Origin of the sequence: Cellulomonas fimi (assembly GCF_012952065.1) — a bacterium.
Lineage (GTDB): Bacteria > Actinomycetota > Actinomycetes > Actinomycetales > Cellulomonadaceae > Pengzhenrongella > Pengzhenrongella fimi_A.
The window spans coordinates 33034-49579 of sequence record NZ_JABCJJ010000013.1 but is presented as its reverse complement, the minus strand read 5'-3'; the positions used below and the strand labels follow the sequence as shown (position 1 = coordinate 49579).

The window sequence follows — 16546 nt, the reverse complement described above, 5'->3', positions numbered from 1 at the left end:
ACCAGCAGTGGTGGTCCCGGCACGCCAGCACGCTTCTTCGCGATGGACCTCGATGGCACCATGGCTGCGGAGATCAGCATCCCCACCGGGGTAGACGTTCTGAGCATCGTCTACTCGGCCGCGTCGAAGTCGGTCTACCTCGCAGCGAACGACTCCGCTGCCGCGCACCTGTACCGATGGGGGGGCGGTTCCACCCTCACCAAGGTCGGGACCATCCCTGGCCAGTACGCAGTGCGGCTCGCTCCTGCTCCCGACGGCGACCTGTACATCGGCACCTACGCGCCGTCGAACGGTCGTCTGTACGTCCTCGCGGACGGCGCTGTCCGCGCCCTCGGACAACCCATTCCCGGCGAGTCCTATGTCCGGTCGCTGGCGGTCGACGAGACCAACGTCTGGCTCTCGAACTACGCCGAGGCGTCGGCGAAGCTCGTCAAGGTGGACCGGGCGACCGGGAGGGCGACCGTGGTGACCACCCCTGCGGCGTTCGGAGCACAGTGGTCGGCGTTCGACATGTCGCGCGCCGGGGACTTCCTGTTCCTACGCATGGTCAATCAGCCGTACCTGTTCGCGTACAACGTCTCGACTGGCGCCTTCGAGAACTTCGACGACCAGGTGGGTCGGCTGACGGGTGGCACCGAGACGCCGAACGTCGTGCCCTACATCGAGGGCATCTCGCCGTATGGGATCTCCCCGCTCATCGAAGGGCGCTACGTGTACTTCCAGCGTTCGGGTGCGGGGCTCATGCGGGTCGATCTCGCGAATCACCTGAAGACCGTGCGAGTCGACAAGTACAACGCGAAGGACAACCCCAAGCCCTGGCCCTCGTCGTCAGTCGCCGGACCGGTCTCCTACGCTTGGCTCGACGGGGTCGCCGGGCGGTCGGGCTTCTCTCTCGTGACCACGACGATCGACGGCAAGGTGGTCATCAACTCGGCAGGCCAGACGAGCCCGGTCGTCAAGACCCTGCGTGCAACCGACGCGCCGTCGACCATCATGAGCCTGGGCACTGACGCGGCCGGCGCCATCTACTCCGGCGGTTACGACCTCCCGTCCGGGATCGGGCGCCACGTGCCGGGAGGCGGGGGCACAGCTCTGCTGCCGGGTCCGCAGATCGAAGGGTTCGGAGCCTTCGACGACGCGGTCGTCATGGGGGGATACACCGGCAACTCGTCGGCGTCTGCGCCGATCTACCTCTATGACGGCGCCTCAAACCCTGCACTCCGCCTCCACCTCAACAACAGCCAGGAGCGCCCGGTCGCTATTCGCCAGGTCGGCCGGCAAGTGGCGATCGGCTCCGTGCCGATCAAGAACACCCTCGGTGGAGCAATGAGCCTCTGGAACCCAGCGACGAACGCACTGACGGTCAAGCGCAACATCATCCCCAACCACAGCGTCATCTCGCTCGCGGCGCACGGCGACATCGTGGTCGGCGGCTCGTCGAACACCGGTGGTACCGGAGCGGTCCCCGCGGCGTCTCCGGCGGAGATCTTCACCTACAACGTGACCACCGGAGCGGTGAAGCGGTTCACGCCACCCGGTGCCAGCTCGGCCACATACTCATGGGTCGCCGCGATCACCCCCGACCCCAGCCAGCAGGGGCACTTCTGGGCGATCTCGACGGGTTTCCTCATCCAGTTTCGTGTCGGGGCCGACGGTTCCATGACCCTGACGCGAAACCTGGGTGGCTACCCCAACACGTCATCACCCACCGGCAAGGAGCTCGGGATCGCGTTCGTGAACGGCACGCTGTTCGCCACGCTCGGTCAGGAGCTCGCCGCAGTGAACACGACGACGGGTGAGCGGACAACGGTCGCGGGCAAGAACGATGCCGGTCCCGTCACCGCGCTGGTGCAGGACGGCGACGACCTGTATTTCGCGCGCGGAGCCCGGCTGTACCGATACGAGGTCTCGTCCGCCGAGACAGCCACGGCGCTCCAGGCGCCACTCGTGACGTCACCGGACCTCTCGGCGACCCAGGCACCAGGGTCGTTCGTCTTCTCCGGAACCGGGACGCGCAACTCGACGATCACGCTCAGTGACGGATCGCGCACACGCTCGACGGTCGTGATGGACGGCGGCGCCTGGACCCTCGGAGCCATCGACTTCGCGGCAGGCTCCTACGACCTGACCTTCACGGCAACGCTGGACGGTCAGCCGGCTCGGGTGACCCGAGCGGTCCTCACGACGACGGGGCAGTCCTCGTACACCTGCACCCTGCCTGCTCCTACGCCTGACAACGTGGTCGTCGGTGGGTACAACGAACCGAACCGCGAGTACGCGTTCCGAGGGACGGGCGGAAAGCCCGGATCCGTCATCACAGTCGTCAGTGGCACAAGGAAGCGCTCCGCCACGGTGCGCGACGACGGCACATGGGCGACGTCGCCGCTCTGGATGGGGTGGTGGGCGGGTGCGGTGCCGTTCACAGCATCCGGTGCAGGCTGCGCCAGCGCGACCAACAACGTCTCGCTCACCTTCGCGACGAAGCCGACATCGCACGTACGACCGTTGCTCATCAGCCACAACAGCACGAGCTTCTACCCGGGTGGCGAGGTGGGGTTCAGCGGCAAGGGCACCCCAGGCGCCATGATCACGCTTCAGGCCGGAAGTCAGGTCCGTTATGCGGCCGTGAGCTCGACGGGGAGGTGGCACCTGCGGACCATCGCCGTGAGCCCGTCGCCGATGACGTTCACATTCCTCTCGCAGGTACCGGGTTACGCCGACCAGTCGACTTCTGTGGACGTCTACTTCGGGGAGGCGCCGACGGCACTCTCCGCACCGATAGTCATGAGTCACGGCTCGGGCGACACCGTGGCCGCCGGTCCGGTGGTGATCACCGGGCGGGGCACGCCGAACTCCAAGGTGGTGCTCACGGTCGGTGGGAAGACCTACTCGACATTCGTCCGGGGCAGCGGCAGGTGGGATCTCCCGGCTATTCCGCTCACGGCCGGTGCGCACCGACTGACACTCAGTGCGTCGGCGCCCGGGTTCACAGCGCTCACCTCGCGGCTGGACCTCGTAGCCTCGTGATCCGGCACATGTGACGGGTCTGCGCTGCGCTGGCCAGGTGCATGTGGCGGCGCAACCGGTCGCCGTGACGCGAGCTAAGATCCGGTGAATGACATCCCGTGACCTCACCCGCTTCCCGGATGCGGTTCACGTCTATGACGGCGTTGATGCTGTGACGGCTGAGACGATCGCACCGGGCATCCTCAGCATCGACTATGGCGGATCACCGCTCGACATCTTGCATCGGCCTCGCGGGGCAGACACAACGCTGGTCATCTTCCATACCGCTCTACCACCCCGTGTCACGACTTACCCGGTGTTCTCAGGTCTCGCACTCGCGGGCGATCTCAGCGTCAATGTCGTATCGGTGTCGGATCCGGTGCTCTCTCGGTCGCCCGATCTGAAGCTCGGGTGGTTCGCCGGCGCCGACTCTCAACCCCTTCAGCGCGACCTCCCTCGTGTGCTGGACCAGATATTCGCGGCCCAGGGCTGTCGGAACATCATCTTCTTCGGGGCGTCCGGCGGTGGTTTCGCCGCGATGTACTACTCACGCCGGTTCCCCGGCTCCCTTGCGATACCGGTCAACCCACAAGTCGTGCTCAAGGACTACAACGACGAAGCTCTCCTCGCCTACGCCCGCGCGGCGTTCGGCGCGCGCGACCTGGACGAGGCACGGCGACTGGTGCGGGACAACGTCGCGGGCGACTTGCGCCCCGTGTACGACGGTGAGCTCTCCAACACCGTGGCCTACATGCAGAACACGAAGGACTCGCATCATCTCTACCGGCACCTGACCCATTTTTTGAGGGCCGTCTCGGATCGAGACCGGATTCATCTTCTTCTGGACGACTGGGGGCAAGGCCACGTTCCCCCGCCTCGGTGGGTCCTTCGCGCGGTGCTGCGCGAATGCATCGCATCTGAGGGGCGTTGGGCCACTGCGTTGGATTCGCTCGGGTTCGTCCGTGGACCCTCGCCGGCGTTCCCGGTGGATGTGCGGGAAGGTCGGGCCCTCGTCCCCGGGATCCCCGGCGACTTGGAGCAGGCCAACCGTTAGCTCCTCGGTTCGTCCCGCGGCTCCACCTGACGGGCGTTCTGGACCTGCTCATCGATGCGTTCGATGAGCGCGCGGTAGGTGGCATCGTCATAGTGGAACGGCGCAGCCCCCCACCTGTGCCCTGCGGACGCGATCACCCGGTCGACGGGGAGTCGAACGGCGGTGACGCCAAGCTCGCCGATCGCGCGGTAGTACGGCTCGTAGAGGCTGTTCGCATCAGGTGGGAGCAGCCCGAAACTACCCGGGACAGGTGTGCCGTCGAGTGATCGCTCCGCCCACGCGGGAGCGAGAACGAGGGTGCGATCCAGCAGCTCCAGCTGCCCGAGCGTGTCGACGAACTTGGTTGCAGCGTCGACCCACAGGCCCCGGTGTTGATCGCTCCCGAACCGTATGAGTGTGGATTGCTCCTGCAACCCCGCCTCGAATGACGTGCCCACATTGTCAGACGTCCGCGTCGCGTACGCACCATCGCGTAGTTGATAGACACCGAGTCGCTCGTCGGTGAGGTCCCACAGGAGAAGGTCGACGCTTCTCGCGGCGGCGGCCAACTTCCGCGTGAGATCACCTTCCAGGTCTCCCTGGATCATCCGACGCTGAAACGGCGACAGCTCCTCCGGTGTGGCGACGTCTGCAGGTCGCGGGCCGAACGCGCTGATCAACGATTGACGCGCGACATAGGCGAGCAGCGTGTACCGCTCGTGGTCCATCAGCTCGAAGGTGTCACGCGACACGCAGCTGCCGTAGATGAAGACCCGGGTGCGGTCGGGGACGCTCATGTCGCGATCACCCCGAAGTCGTCGATGCGCTCACCCAGCCCCAGGTGGTGCGCGATCGCCGCGACCGTCCGCTCGCTCGCCCGGCCGTCCCCGTAGGGGTTCACCGCGTTCGCCATCGCCGCATAGTGGTCGGCGTCGTGGAGCAGGCGTGTCACCTCGTCGACGATGCGCTGCTCGTCCGTCCCGATGAGCATCACCGTGCCGGCGTCGACCGCCTCCGGGCGCTCGGTGTTCTCGCGCATGACGAGCACCGGCTTGCCGAGGCTCGGCGCCTCCTCCTGCACGCCGCCGGAGTCCGTGAGGACGACCGTCGCGACGCTGAGCATGCGCGTGAACTGCCCGTAGGCGAGCGGCTCGGTCACGAGGACGTTGGCCAGACCCGCGAGGTGCGGCAGCACAGCCTCCCGGACGACGGGGTTCCGGTGGATCGGGAGCACGACCGTCAGCTCCGGCTCGGCGCGTGCGATGCGGGCGATCGCGCGGCCGACGCCGTGCATCGCCTCGCCCCAGTTCTCCCGGCGGTGCGTCGTCACGAGCAGCACCGGGCGGCCCGAGCCCGCGAGCTCCTCGAGTGCGGGGTCGGTGAACGGCAGGTGCTTGTCGACAGTCCCCAGCAGCGCGTCGATCACCGTGTTGCCGGTGACCGCGATGGTCTCCGCCGCCACGCCCTCGCGCATCAAGTTCGCCCTGCTGACCGATGTCGGCGCAAGGTGCAGCGCCGAGATCTGCGTCGTGATCTTGCGGTTGGCCTCTTCCGGGAACGGCGAGGAGATGTCGTGCGAGCGCAGGCCGGCCTCGAGGTGCACCACGGGGATCTGGCGGTAGAAGGCCGCGAGCGCTGCCGCCGTCGACGTCGTCGTGTCGCCCTGGACCATGACCGCGTCGGGCCGGACCGCCTCGAGGATCGGGTCGAGACCCTCGAGCACGCGCCCGAGGATCTGCGCGAGCGTCTGACCGTGCTTCATGATGTCGAGGTCGTGGTCCGGCACGATCCCGAAGATGTCGTTGACCTCGTCCAGCATCTCGCGGTGCTGCCCGGTCACGACCGTGATGCTCCGCAGCACCGAGCTGTCCTCGAGCGCACGGATGACGGGTGCGACCTTGATCGCTTCGGGCCGGGTTCCGTACACGGTCATGACGAGCGGCTTCATGAGTCCTCCAGGAGTCGGTGCGCAGTCAGGTGCGCCGTGCGTGCCGCGGGGGGCCCTTGACGGGCAGCGGGTCGGGGAAGTGGACCTGCGTGTCGTGGCCCGAGCGGAAGGCGTCCTCGAGCAGGCCTGCGGCCTTGTCGGTCTCACCCTTCGCGAGGTTCCACGCCCACCAGCGGTACTTCTGCGCGACCTCGAACGCGGGCCCGTCCAGGACGAGGCGGCCTTTGTGCAGCCAGAGGGCGCGCGTGCACTCCTCCTCGACCGTCTTCGCGGCGTGGCTGACGAGGAACACCGTGCCCGCGTGCGAGCGCAGCTCGTCCATCTTCTGCTCGCTGCGCTCACGGAAGGCCGCGTCGCCGGTGGCGAGCGCCTCGTCGATCAGCAGGATGTGCGGGTCGGCCGCGACGGCGATGGCGAACCTGAGCCTTGCCCCCATGCCGGACGAGTACGTCTTCATGGGCAGGTGGATCGCCCGGCCGATGTCGGCGAGCGCGACGATCTCTGGGAGCGCCGCGCGTGCCTCGGCGGGGCTCATCCCCATGGCGAGGCACCCGAGGTGCACGTTCTGCGCTCCGGACAGTTCGGGCAGCAGCGCGGCGTTCACCCCGAGGAGCACGGGGGTGCTGGACGCGAGTACCTCGCCACGCATCGGCGTCTCGAGACCCGCGATGATCCGCAGCAGGGTGCTCTTGCCCGAGCCGTTGAGGCCCACCAGCCCCACGGACTCGCCCGCGCGCGCCACGAGAGAGATCCCGGCGAGCGCGCGCACGATCTCCACCGGTTCCCGGCCGAGGAGCCGGTTCGCGATGCGCGCGGGACGCGAGGTGGCCTTGCGCGACCGGTCGGTCGACGCCACCCGGTACCGCACATGGACGTCAGAGACCGCCACCGTGACGGGATCGTCATGGCGCTCCCAGAAGGGCTGGAGCTCAGGCTCCGCCATAGCTCTCCTCCCCGCGCCAGAAGAAGACGAACCCACCGCCGAGCACGATGACCGTCCAGCCGAGGAGCACTGCCCAGGAGCCGATGTCCGGAAGCGTCGCGTAGAGCAGGAGGTCACGCGCCATGTCGAGCACCACGAACATCGGGTTGAGCTCGAGCACACGCAGCAGGGTCGGGTGGTCCACGAACTGGTCGTACGAGAAGAACACGGCTGAGCCGTAGAGCCAGAAGCGGATCCCGAAACCGATGACGTGCTGCAGGTCCGGGATGCGGGCTGTGGCGCGCGCGGCGATCAGCGCCAGCCCGAGGTTGAACCCCGACTGGAGAACCAGCACGAGCGGCAGCAGCAGCCAGCGCCAGGTGACCGCTTCGGTCGGGGGCAGGGCGAGGACCAGCACGAGCAGCACACCGATCACGGGCAGCAGCGCGATGGCCTCGCGCGCCACGGTCGCCAGTGGCAGCGCGGCGCGGGGGAACGCGAACGCCTTGATGAGGTTGCGGCCACCGATGAGGGACTGGGCTCCGCGGTTGAGCGACCGGGACGTGTAGTGGAAGAGGAAGACCCCGATGAGCAGGTAGCCGACGAAGTTGTCGATGCCCCGGCTGACGCCGAGCAGCAGCCCGAAGATCACGTAGTACACCGCGCCGTCGAGCAGCGGCTGGAGGATGAGCCACAGGGTGCCGAGGTAGGTGCCGCGGGTCCCGCTGATCACCCGGCCCCGGGCGTCCGCCAGGACGAAGTGGCGGCGGGCAGAGAGCTGGGCGACGTACTCGCCCAGCGGAGGCCTGCGCGTGACGCTCTTCAGGCGGCCGGGCTGGATCACCTCGTGCACCACGCCGCGTCCGTGCTCCGACGCCAGGACCGTCATGCCGCCACCCTGCCGACGAGCGCCCCGTACAGCCGGCGGTACGTCTCGCCGGCCGCCCCCCAGGTGCGGGACGCCGCGAACGCGCGCCCCGCCGCGGCAAGCCGCTCGCGCTCCTCGGTCGACCCCGCGAGCCGCGCCAGCTCGTCGGCCAGCGCCTCGGCGTCATCGGGCGGGACGACCCGGCCGCTCCCGTGCGGCAGCACCAGCTCGCGCAGCGCCGGCAGGTCGCTGACCACGACGGGCCGACCGCACGCCATCGCCTCGATCGGCTTCAGCGGGGTCACGTGGCGAGCGACCCGCACGTCGCGCCGCGGCACGACGAACACGTCGAGCGCCTCGTGGTGGTCGGCCGCGCGGTCACGGGGCACCCGGCCGGTGAACGTGAGGTGCGCGGCGACACCCGCCTCGCGCGCCCGACGCTCCAGCGCGGGCCGGGAGACGCCGTCGCCGACGATGAGGCCCCGTGCGTCGAGCCCCCGCGCGCGCAGCGCCGCCACCGCGTCGATCACCGTGTCCAGCCCCTCGTACTCGACCAAGCTGCTCACCGTACCGACCCAGAATCCGTCGACCGGCAGGCCGAGCGCACCTCGAGCGGCCGCGGACGCCGCGGACCGGTCGAGCAACGCGGCGTCGACGGCGTTGGGCACCACGGTGATGCGCGCCCCGTCGACCCCGCGCCCGACCAGCTCGCGGCGGAGCGTCTCGCTGAGCGTCACGACGTGGTCCGCCGCCTGCGCGAGCTCGGTCTCGCGCTCGCGGAGCAGCCGGTACCGCTCGCTCTCGGCCGCCGACCGCCGTGCCGCCTCGGTCGGCCGCCCGGCGACCCAGGTCTCCTCGAGCAGCCCGCGCACCTCGTACACCCAGGGCAGCCCGACGTGCCTCGCGAGGGACTGCGTCACCAGCGCGTTCGCGTAGTTCGTCGTCGTGTGCAGGACGTCGGGCCGGAACTCGTCGACGACGGGCAGCAGCAGCTCGACCTGCTGACGGACGCGCGCGCGGGCGTCGGCGGCCGCGCGGGTGGGGATGCAGCGCTGGTAGGTGACGCCGTCGACGACGTCGCGGTGCCGGGCGCCGACGACCCCGATCGCCACGGGGTAGCCGAGCCGCGTCGACGCCATGACCCGGATCCCGGCGGACTGCTGGGCGCGGAGCACTGCGTGGCTGCGCAGCGTGTACCCGCTCTGGGTGTGCGGGAGCGAGTTCGTCAGGACGTGAAAGGCTGCCAGCTGCTCGCGCCCGGGCGTCGTCGCGGTCGGCGCCGTCGCCCCTGCTGCCGCTGATGCCGCAGACGCCGACGGGGCCTGCCCGGTGCCCGAGGAGGCGCCGTCGTCGGCCCGCCAGCCGCGGAGCAGCGCGAGCTCGGACGCGAGCCGCGCCTCCAGGAACGACCCGCCGCGACCCGACCGCGCCTCCGCGAGGGCACGCGTGAGGTCGCCGTCCGACCAGGCGGCACGAGCGCGCAACGACCGTGCCGCGCCCCCGGACCCGGCGTCGGGACCGCCCGCGGACGCTCCCACGTCATCGACGCCGACCTGCGCCGCGAGCTCCGCGAGCAACTGGGCGCGCACCCCGCTGGGGTGCGTCGCTGCGACCGCGCGGACGATCCTCGCCGCGTCCGCCGGGTGCCCGGTCAGCCACGCCGCGTACGCGGCTCGCACCGAGTGGTGCCGCGGGCCACCGGCACCCGGCGTCAGGACGTGCGCGGCGGCGGTCACCCACCGGCGCGGCAGGCGCCGGCTCGCCTGGACGGCGAGCAGCAGCGGGTCCTCGACGACGTGGTGCGCGACCGTCGAGCCGACGAACGCCAGGTTGCGCGCAAGCTCGCCGGCTCGCCTCACCGTCGTGGCCGTGCTCACCGGACCACGTCCTCGAGCAGCGCGAGGTACCGCGAGGCGAGCACGTCGAAGTCGGCGTGCCGGAACGCCCAGCGCCGGCCGTCGTCGGGCACCTCGAGTCGCTCGCGGTTCTCCGCCAGGCGCCGCCACAGGGCGGCGAGCGACCCGGCGTCCTCGGGCGGGGTGACGTTGCCCGCCCGCGTCGAGCGCACGAGAGCGGCGGCCTCGCCGGCCAGCACCCCGGAGATGTGCCGGCTCGTCGCGAGCGACTCGTACAGCTTGGACGGGACGGTCCACTCGAAGGGCCCCCACGCCCGCAGGGAGACGAGCAGCGTGTCCGCCCACCGGTAGTGGTCGATGACCTCCGACCGCGGGACCGCGCCGAGGACCTCGACCGGGGCCCCCAGCTGCGCCGCCAGGTCGCCCAGGCGCCCGTGCTCGGCGCCCGCCCCGACGATGCGGAGCCGGACCGGCACGCCCTGGTCCGCGAGGATCGAGGTGGCGCGGACGGCGGTCGACAGCCCCTGGCTCCGCCCGACCGTGCCGAGGTAGAGCACCCGCAGCGCCGGGTCGTCGGTCGGCTCGCGCGGCCCGAGCCGGGGGATCTCGTGGAGGTACGCGCCGTTGCGCACCACCTCGACCCGCGGCATCGAGCGCTCGCGGAGCACCTCCGCGAAGGCCTCGGTCGTGGTGACGACGGCTGCGGCGTTCCGCTGCAGGTGCGTCATCCCGCGGTGGGCCTGCGCGGTCACCACCCCGCGCCAGCCCTGGCGGCGACGCGACTCGCTGCGCAGCGAGAAGGTCGGCTCGATCAGGTCGGGCCAGGCGTCGCGCATCTCCACCACGAACGGGACCCGCAGCGACCGCGCGAGCGCCGCGCCGGCCGCGATCGAGGGCATCCCCGGAACGGTCGCGATCACGACGTCGGGGCGCTGCTCCGGGCGCCGGAGGTGCCGGACGCCGCGCGCCACGGTGTACACCCCGACCACGCTCTGGTCGATGGTGCGGGACACGAGCCCGGGACCGTGCTCACGGAACCGCAGGCGGTAGATCGTCTCGCCGTGCTCGCCGACGGTGATCGCCCCGGGTGCGGTCGCGGGATCGAGCTCGCCGGCCTTGCCGCTGGGATAGTGGGGCGAGGGGGTCAGGACCATGACCTCGTGGCCGGCGTCCACGAACCGCGGGATGAGCCCGCCCCAGCGTCGCTGCGGCGCGCCGATCTCGGGCGCGTAGTGGTGCGTGACGAGAGCGATCCGCATTCAGGCCGCCCGAAATGCGCAGTTCGGCACGATCTCGGGAGTCACCGGCGACTGCACGCGATGCAGGCGCTGAGGCACAACGATTTCCCCACGGTCCTCGGAAATTGTCGGCGTGTGCTTCCACGACGCCTGTACCAGGGTATCCGGTCGTCGCGGAGCCGCTCACGCCCGCCGTCTCCACCCGCGGAGAGCACTGCCGCCCGACCTGCAGGTTCTGCCAGGATGCCCCCCATGGCGACCAGCACCCCGAAGACCCCCACGAAGCCCACCGCCCCGCCCGGCCGGCTCGACACCTTCTTCCGGATCAGCGAGCGCGGCTCGACGATCGGGACCGAGGTCCGTGGCGGCCTCGTGACCTTCTTCGCGATGAGCTACATCATCGTGCTGAACCCGCTGATCATCGGGACGGTCCAGGACGGCACCGGCCAGTTCCTCGGCGGCGGCGCCGACGGACCGAACCTCGGCATGATCGCCGCGACCACCGCCCTCGTCGCGGGAGTGATGACGATCCTCATGGGGGTCGTCGCGAACTTCCCGCTCGCGCTCGCCGCCGGCCTCGGGCTCAACGCGGTCGTCGCCTTCTCCATCGCCACCCTGCCCGACGTCACCTGGGCGGACGCCATGGGCATCGTGGTGCTCGAGGGCCTGATCATCCTGCTGCTCGTCCTCACCGGCTTCCGAGAAGCGGTCTTCCGCGCCGTCCCCGTCGAGCTCAAGACCGCGATCAGTGTCGGCATCGGGCTCTTCATCGCACTGATCGGCCTGGTCGACGCCGGGTTCGTGACCCGCGGCGCCGGGACCCCGCTTCAGCTCGGCACCAACGGGTCGCTCGCCGGGTGGCCGATCGTCGTCTTCGTGTTCGGCCTCGTGCTGATGATCATCCTGATCACCCGCCACGTCCGCGGCGCGATCCTCATCTCGATCATCGCGGCCACGCTGCTCGCGGTCGTGATCGAGGCGATCGCGCAGCTCGGTCAGCGCAGCGAGGAGAACCCTGGCGGCTGGAGCCTCGACGTGCCCGCCCTGCCCGACCAGATCATCGCGACGCCGGACTTCTCCCTGCTCGGGCAGTTCTCGCTCTTCGGGTCGATCGAGAAGATCGGCGTCGTCGCCGTCATCCTGCTGGTGTTCTCGATCATGCTCGCGGACTTCTTCGACACGATGGGCACCATGGTCGCCATCGGCGGGGAGGCCGGCCTGCTCGACGAGAAGGGCAACCCGCCCAAGAGTCGCCAGATCCTCATCGTCGACTCGGTCGCCGCGGCCGCCGGTGGTGCCGGGAGCGTGTCCTCGAACACCAGCTACATCGAGTCGGCGGCGGGCGTCGGCGAGGGCGCGCGCACGGGCCTGGCCTCGGTCGTGACCGGCATCGCGTTCCTGCTCGCGACGTTCCTGTCCCCGCTCGTCGCGATGGTGCCCTTCGAGGCGGCCACCCCGGCGCTCGTCATCGTCGGGTTCCTCATGATGATGCAGGTCGCCGGCATCACCTGGTCGAACTACGACATCGCCATCCCGGCGTTCCTCACCATCATCCTGATGCCGTTCACGTACTCGATCACCGTCGGGATCGGCGCCGGGTTCATCGCGTACGCGATCATCAAGATCGCGCGTGGCAAGGCCCACGAGCTCCACCCGCTCATGTGGGTCTCGGCGATCCTGTTCGTCATCTACTTCGCTCTCGGGCCGATCCGCGAGCTGCTCGGGGTCTGATCTCACCCGGCGCGGGGGCCACTTCTCGGCGGCCCCCGCGCTCCGAGAACCTAGGGTGGGACAAATCGCCCTTCTCGCGTTCTCCGGAGGAACAGATGCGCATCTCCGTCATCGGCTGCGGCTACCTGGGCGCCGTCCACGCCGCCGCGATGGCGAAGCTGGGGCACGACGTCGTCGGCGTCGACGTCGACGCCGCCAAGGTCGACGCGCTCGCGCACGCCCGGGCACCCTTCTACGAGCCCGGCCTGCCCGAGCTGCTGGCCGAGTCCGCGGCCACCGGTCGGCTGCGCTTCACGACCGACCTCAGCGAGGTCGTCGGGGCACAGGTGCACTTCATCTGCGTCGGCACGCCCCAGAAGCGGGGGGAGTTCGGCGCGGACCTGAAGTACGTCGAGGCCGCGTTCGAAGGCCTGCTGCCGCACCTCGGTGACGGCGACGTCGTCGTCGGGAAGTCGACCGTGCCCGTCGGCACGGCGGAGGACCTGGCCCAGCGCCTGGCCGACGCCGGCCCCGGCGCCACGCTCGTCTGGAACCCCGAGTTCCTGCGCGAGGGCTTCGCCGTCCAGGACACGCTGCACCCCGACCGCATCGTCTACGGCGTGCCGGAGGGGGAGCGCGGGGAGAAGGCCAAGGCGATCCTCGACGAGGTCTACGCCACCCCGCTCGACGAGGGCATCCCGCTGGTGGTCACCGACTTCGCGACGGCGCAGCTCGTCAAGGTCGCCGCCAACGCGTTCCTCGCGACCAAGATCTCCTTCATCAACGCCATGGCCGAGCTCTGCGAGGCGACCGGCGCGGACGTGACCAGCCTGGCCGACGCCATCGGGCACGACGAGCGGATCGGCCGGAAGTTCCTCAACGCCGGGCTCGGGTTCGGCGGCGGGTGCCTGCCCAAGGACATCCGGGCGTTCATGGCGCGGGCCGGCGAGCTCGGCGCCGACCAGGCACTGTCGTTCCTGCGCGAGGTCGACTCGATCAACATGCGTCGCCGGGTCCGGATGGTCGACCTGGCACGCGAGGTGTGCCAGGGGTCGATCGTCGGGCGCAGCGTCGCCGTGCTGGGCGCCGCGTTCAAGCCGAACAGCGACGACATCCGCGACTCGCCCGCGCTCTCGGTCGCCGCGCAGATGCAGCTCCAGGGCGCGCGCGTCGTGGTGACCGACCCGCAGGCGATCGCGAACGCGCAGGAGAAGTGGCCGGACCTCACCTACGCCGCGACCGCCGAGGAGGCCGCGAAGGAGGTCGACGTCGTGCTGCTCGCCACCGAGTGGGCCGAGTACCGCGAGCTGGACCCGGTGGAGCTGGGCACGGTCGTGCGCACCCGCACGATCGTGGACGGCCGCAACGTGCTCGATCCCGCCGCATGGCGGGCGGCCGGGTGGACCTACCGCGCACTCGGGCGGCCGTGAGGCGACTGCCACCCCGGGCCGCGGCGCTCGCCGGGGCACGCGCAGAACCTCCTGAACCCGACGCTCACCGAGCTCGGCGTCAGCTGTGTGCGCGACGGCGCGGCGATGCTCTGCGCGCAGATCTACCTGGGGCCATGACGCGCCCCGCGACGACGACGCCGAGCGCCGCACCCACCGTGTTCGCGACGACGTCCCCCCACGACGCGAACCGTTCCGGCCGCAGCACGAGCTGACCGAGCTCGGCAGCAGCGGAGAACGCCGCCGGCCCGACGACGGCCCACCACCACCACCACCGTCCCGTGCGCGCGCGGCCGACGAGCGGGCCGACGACCGGGCCGACGACCGGGCGCGCGAGCATGCCGACGAGCAGGCCGATCGGGACGAACAGCGCCACGTTGGCGACCCGCTCGAGCAGCCCGTAGCCGAACCACTCCGGCACGCCGCGCTCGTGGAGCCAGGCGTAGACGGCGGCGAGCGTGCCGCGCGCGCCCGTGTCGACCGATGCACGGATTTTGTTACCCAAACTAATGACCTAGACTAACGACCATGCCTGCACCCACCCCCGCGCCGTCGTCGTCGGTGAAGCCCGAGGCGGTGAAGCCCGCCTCGCTGACGCCCGCGCAGTGCCGCCCCGGCACCCTGGCCGGCGAGCTGCGCGTCGCGGTGGTCCGCATGGTCCGGCGCCTGCGCATGGAGCGCAGCAGCGAGGACATCACCGACGGCCAGTACTCCGTGCTCGCGGCGCTCTCCAAGAACGGCCCGCTCACCCCGGGCGACCTCGCGGACCGGGAGCACGTCCGCCCACCCTCGATGACGCGCACGGTGGCCCACCTCGAGCAGGCGGGGCTCGTCGCCCGCTCCGACCACCCGACCGACCGCCGGCAGGTCCTGGTCACCATCACCGAGCAGGGCGAGGCCGAGGTGCGCGAGACGCGCCGCCGCCGCGACCTCTGGTTGTCGAAGCAGCTCGCGACGCTCACCGTGGAGGAGCGGACCACGCTCGCCGAGGCCACCGAGATCCTGCGGAGGATCGCCACCACATGAGCCCGACCTTCAGCTCCCTGCGGTACTTCAACTACCGCCTCTGGTTCGCCGGTGCGCTCGTCGCCAACGTCGGCACCTGGATGCAGCGGGTCGCGCAGGACTGGCTCGTCCTGACGGTCCTGTCCGACGACTCCGGCGTCGCCGTCGGCATCGTCACCGCCCTGCAGTTCCTGCCCGTCCTGCTGCTCTCCGCGCACGCCGGCGTCCTCGCCGACCGGGTCAACCGGCGCAAGCTGATCATCGCGACCCAGTCGTCCCTCGCGGTGCTCGCGCTCGCGCTCGGCGGGCTCGTCCTGTCCGGGTACGTGCAGCTGTGGCACGTCTACGTGTTCGCGCTGCTGCTCGGGATCGTCACGGCGATCGACAACCCGGTGCGCCAGACGTTCGTCGCCGAGATGGTGCCGACCGACAAGCTGTCGAACGCCGTCGGGCTCAACAGCGCCTCGTTCAACGCCGCGCGCCTGATCGGGCCCGGGATCGCGGGGCTCATGATCGCGTGGGTCGGCACCGGCTGGGTGTTCGTCATCAACGGCATCTCGTTCGTGGCGACGATCTTCGCGCTGACCCGGATGCGGACGCGCGAGCTGCGGCCCATGCCGCACGCCGCGCGGCACGAGAAGGGCCAGATCCGCGCGGGCCTGCGGTACGTGCGCGGGCGCAGCGACATCCTCGTGATCATGGTCGTGGTGGGCGTCGTCTCGACCTTCGGCCTCAACTTCCAGCTCACGAGCGCGCTCATGGCGCGCACCGAGTTCGGCAAGGGCGCGCAGGAGTACGGGATCCTCGGCTCGATCCTCGCGATCGGCTCGCTCACCGGCGCGCTGCTGGCCGCCCGGCGCGAGCGCCCCCGGGTGCGCCTGGTGATCGGCTCGGCGTTCGCGTTCGGGATCACGACCGGCGTCCTGGCGCTCATGCCGACGTACGAGTCGTTCGCGCTCGCGTGCATCCCGGTGGGGCTCGCGTCGCTCACGATGATGACCGCCGCGAACGCGACCATCCAGATGGGCACCGACCCCGCGCTGCGCGGCCGCGTCATGGCGCTCTACATGATGGTGTTCCTGGGTGCGACGCCGATCGGGTCGCCCCTCGTGGGCTGGATCGGCGAGACGTTCGGCGCGCGCTGGTCCATCGGCATCGGCTCGATCACAGCCCTGCTCGTCTCGACCGGCGCGGCCGTCTGGGCGGTCCGCCGCTGGCACCTGCAGGTCCGGTACAGCCTGCGGAGCCGACCGCACCTGCAGGTCATGTACCTCGACCGGGAGCCGGGGCACCCGCTCGAGGCGGAGCGCCTCGCCCGCGAGGAGGCCGCGCGGGCGCTGCGCGCCGAGGAGCTGCGCGACGCGAACACGCGCGCGTAGGGCGGCGTCCTGCATAGGGCGGCGTCCTGCGCGGGACGGCGCACCGCCTTCCCCGACGGTGGGAGAGCCGTACCGCGGGACGTGCCGGCGCCCCGCGGCGATGGGGTGAACCCGCTCCCTGGCGGCCGTCGGG

At 70.6% G+C, this 16546-nt stretch carries 13 protein-coding genes; 6 read left to right on the top strand and 7 right to left on the bottom strand.

Annotated elements, in window-relative coordinates; genetic code table 11:
* Window positions 1-42 precede the first annotated feature (42 nt).
* Both HIR71_RS09935 and HIR71_RS09930 read left to right on the top strand, forming a co-directional pair.
* A complete protein-coding gene (locus HIR71_RS09935) occupies window positions 43-3027 on the top strand; it encodes a hypothetical protein (protein WP_169324906.1) in 2985 nt (994 codons plus the stop codon).
* Between the two features lie 88 nt (window positions 3028-3115).
* The gene (locus HIR71_RS09930) at window positions 3116-4060 is read left to right on the top strand and encodes a hypothetical protein (RefSeq protein WP_169324905.1); all 945 of its coding nucleotides are present in this window, start codon (window positions 3116-3118) and stop codon (window positions 4058-4060) included.
* Here HIR71_RS09930 and HIR71_RS09925 read toward each other — a convergent pair.
* The 6 genes from HIR71_RS09925 to HIR71_RS09900 are packed head-to-tail and all read right to left on the bottom strand — an operon-like array spanning window position 4057 to window position 10892.
* Window positions 4057-4836 (bottom strand): DUF6270 domain-containing protein, encoded by a 780-nt coding sequence (locus tag HIR71_RS09925; RefSeq protein ID WP_169324904.1) that lies wholly within the window; start codon window positions 4834-4836, stop codon window positions 4057-4059. The genes HIR71_RS09930 and HIR71_RS09925 overlap by 4 nt on opposite strands.
* Window positions 4833-5987: a non-hydrolyzing UDP-N-acetylglucosamine 2-epimerase gene (gene wecB, locus HIR71_RS09920; protein WP_169324903.1), complete on the bottom strand. Its 1155-nt coding sequence runs from the start codon at window positions 5985-5987 to the stop codon at window positions 4833-4835. Before wecB ends, HIR71_RS09925 begins: the two co-directional genes overlap by 4 nt.
* Window positions 5988-6012: 25 nt before the next feature.
* Window positions 6013-6930, bottom strand: a complete 918-nt coding sequence (locus tag HIR71_RS09915) for an ABC transporter ATP-binding protein (RefSeq protein WP_169324902.1) — start codon at window positions 6928-6930, stop codon at window positions 6013-6015.
* Window positions 6917-7798: an ABC transporter permease gene (locus HIR71_RS09910; RefSeq protein WP_169324901.1), complete on the bottom strand. Its 882-nt coding sequence runs from the start codon at window positions 7796-7798 to the stop codon at window positions 6917-6919. Before HIR71_RS09910 ends, HIR71_RS09915 begins: the two co-directional genes overlap by 14 nt.
* Window positions 7795-9654: a glycosyltransferase family 4 protein gene (locus tag HIR71_RS17480; RefSeq protein ID WP_169324900.1), complete on the bottom strand. Its 1860-nt coding sequence runs from the start codon at window positions 9652-9654 to the stop codon at window positions 7795-7797. The genes HIR71_RS09910 and HIR71_RS17480 overlap by 4 nt, the downstream gene beginning before the upstream one ends.
* Entirely contained in the window at window positions 9651-10892 is a 1242-nt protein-coding gene (locus HIR71_RS09900) for a glycosyltransferase family 4 protein (protein WP_169324899.1), read from the bottom strand. Before HIR71_RS09900 ends, HIR71_RS17480 begins: the two co-directional genes overlap by 4 nt.
* A 231-nt stretch (window positions 10893-11123) precedes the next feature.
* On the opposite strand from HIR71_RS09900, the gene HIR71_RS09895 reads away from it, so the two are divergent.
* Window positions 11124-12602: an NCS2 family permease gene (locus tag HIR71_RS09895; RefSeq protein WP_169324898.1), complete on the top strand. Its 1479-nt coding sequence runs from the start codon at window positions 11124-11126 to the stop codon at window positions 12600-12602.
* A gap of 95 nt (window positions 12603-12697) precedes the next feature.
* Window positions 12698-14011, top strand: a complete 1314-nt coding sequence (locus HIR71_RS09890) for a UDP-glucose dehydrogenase family protein (RefSeq protein WP_169324897.1) — start codon at window positions 12698-12700, stop codon at window positions 14009-14011.
* Window positions 14012-14090: 79 nt separating this feature from the next.
* Here the strand turns inward: HIR71_RS09890 and HIR71_RS09885 are convergent, their stop codons facing one another.
* Entirely contained in the window at window positions 14091-14534 is a 444-nt protein-coding gene (locus HIR71_RS09885; protein ID WP_169324896.1) for a VanZ family protein, read from the bottom strand.
* Window positions 14535-14557: 23 nt separating this feature from the next.
* Between HIR71_RS09885 and HIR71_RS09880 the strand changes: the two genes are divergently transcribed.
* Window positions 14558-15055, top strand: a complete 498-nt coding sequence (locus HIR71_RS09880) for a MarR family winged helix-turn-helix transcriptional regulator (protein ID WP_169324895.1) — start codon at window positions 14558-14560, stop codon at window positions 15053-15055.
* Window positions 15052-16413 carry an MFS transporter gene (locus HIR71_RS09875; protein WP_169324894.1) on the top strand — a complete coding sequence of 454 codons (1362 nt, stop codon included), beginning with the start codon at window positions 15052-15054 and terminating at the stop codon, window positions 16411-16413. The genes HIR71_RS09880 and HIR71_RS09875 overlap by 4 nt, the downstream gene beginning before the upstream one ends.
* Window positions 16414-16546 lie beyond the last annotated feature (133 nt).

Coding starts and splice junctions, on each gene's coding strand:
- HIR71_RS09880 (WP_169324895.1), top strand. CDS start 14,558: ATGCCTGCACCCACCCCCGCGCCGTCGTCGTCGGTGAAGCCCGAGGCG.
- HIR71_RS09910 (WP_169324901.1), bottom strand. CDS start 7,798: ATGACGGTCCTGGCGTCGGAGCACGGACGCGGCGTGGTGCACGAGGTG.
- HIR71_RS09915 (WP_169324902.1), bottom strand. CDS start 6,930: ATGGCGGAGCCTGAGCTCCAGCCCTTCTGGGAGCGCCATGACGATCCC.
- HIR71_RS09900 (WP_169324899.1), bottom strand. CDS start 10,892: ATGCGGATCGCTCTCGTCACGCACCACTACGCGCCCGAGATCGGCGCG.
- HIR71_RS09875 (WP_169324894.1), top strand. CDS start 15,052: ATGAGCCCGACCTTCAGCTCCCTGCGGTACTTCAACTACCGCCTCTGG.
- HIR71_RS09930 (WP_169324905.1), top strand. CDS start 3,116: ATGACATCCCGTGACCTCACCCGCTTCCCGGATGCGGTTCACGTCTAT.
- HIR71_RS09925 (WP_169324904.1), bottom strand. CDS start 4,836: ATGAGCGTCCCCGACCGCACCCGGGTCTTCATCTACGGCAGCTGCGTG.
- wecB (WP_169324903.1), bottom strand. CDS start 5,987: ATGAAGCCGCTCGTCATGACCGTGTACGGAACCCGGCCCGAAGCGATC.
- HIR71_RS09935 (WP_169324906.1), top strand. CDS start 43: ATGGACCTCGATGGCACCATGGCTGCGGAGATCAGCATCCCCACCGGG.
- HIR71_RS09890 (WP_169324897.1), top strand. CDS start 12,698: ATGCGCATCTCCGTCATCGGCTGCGGCTACCTGGGCGCCGTCCACGCC.
- HIR71_RS09895 (WP_169324898.1), top strand. CDS start 11,124: ATGGCGACCAGCACCCCGAAGACCCCCACGAAGCCCACCGCCCCGCCC.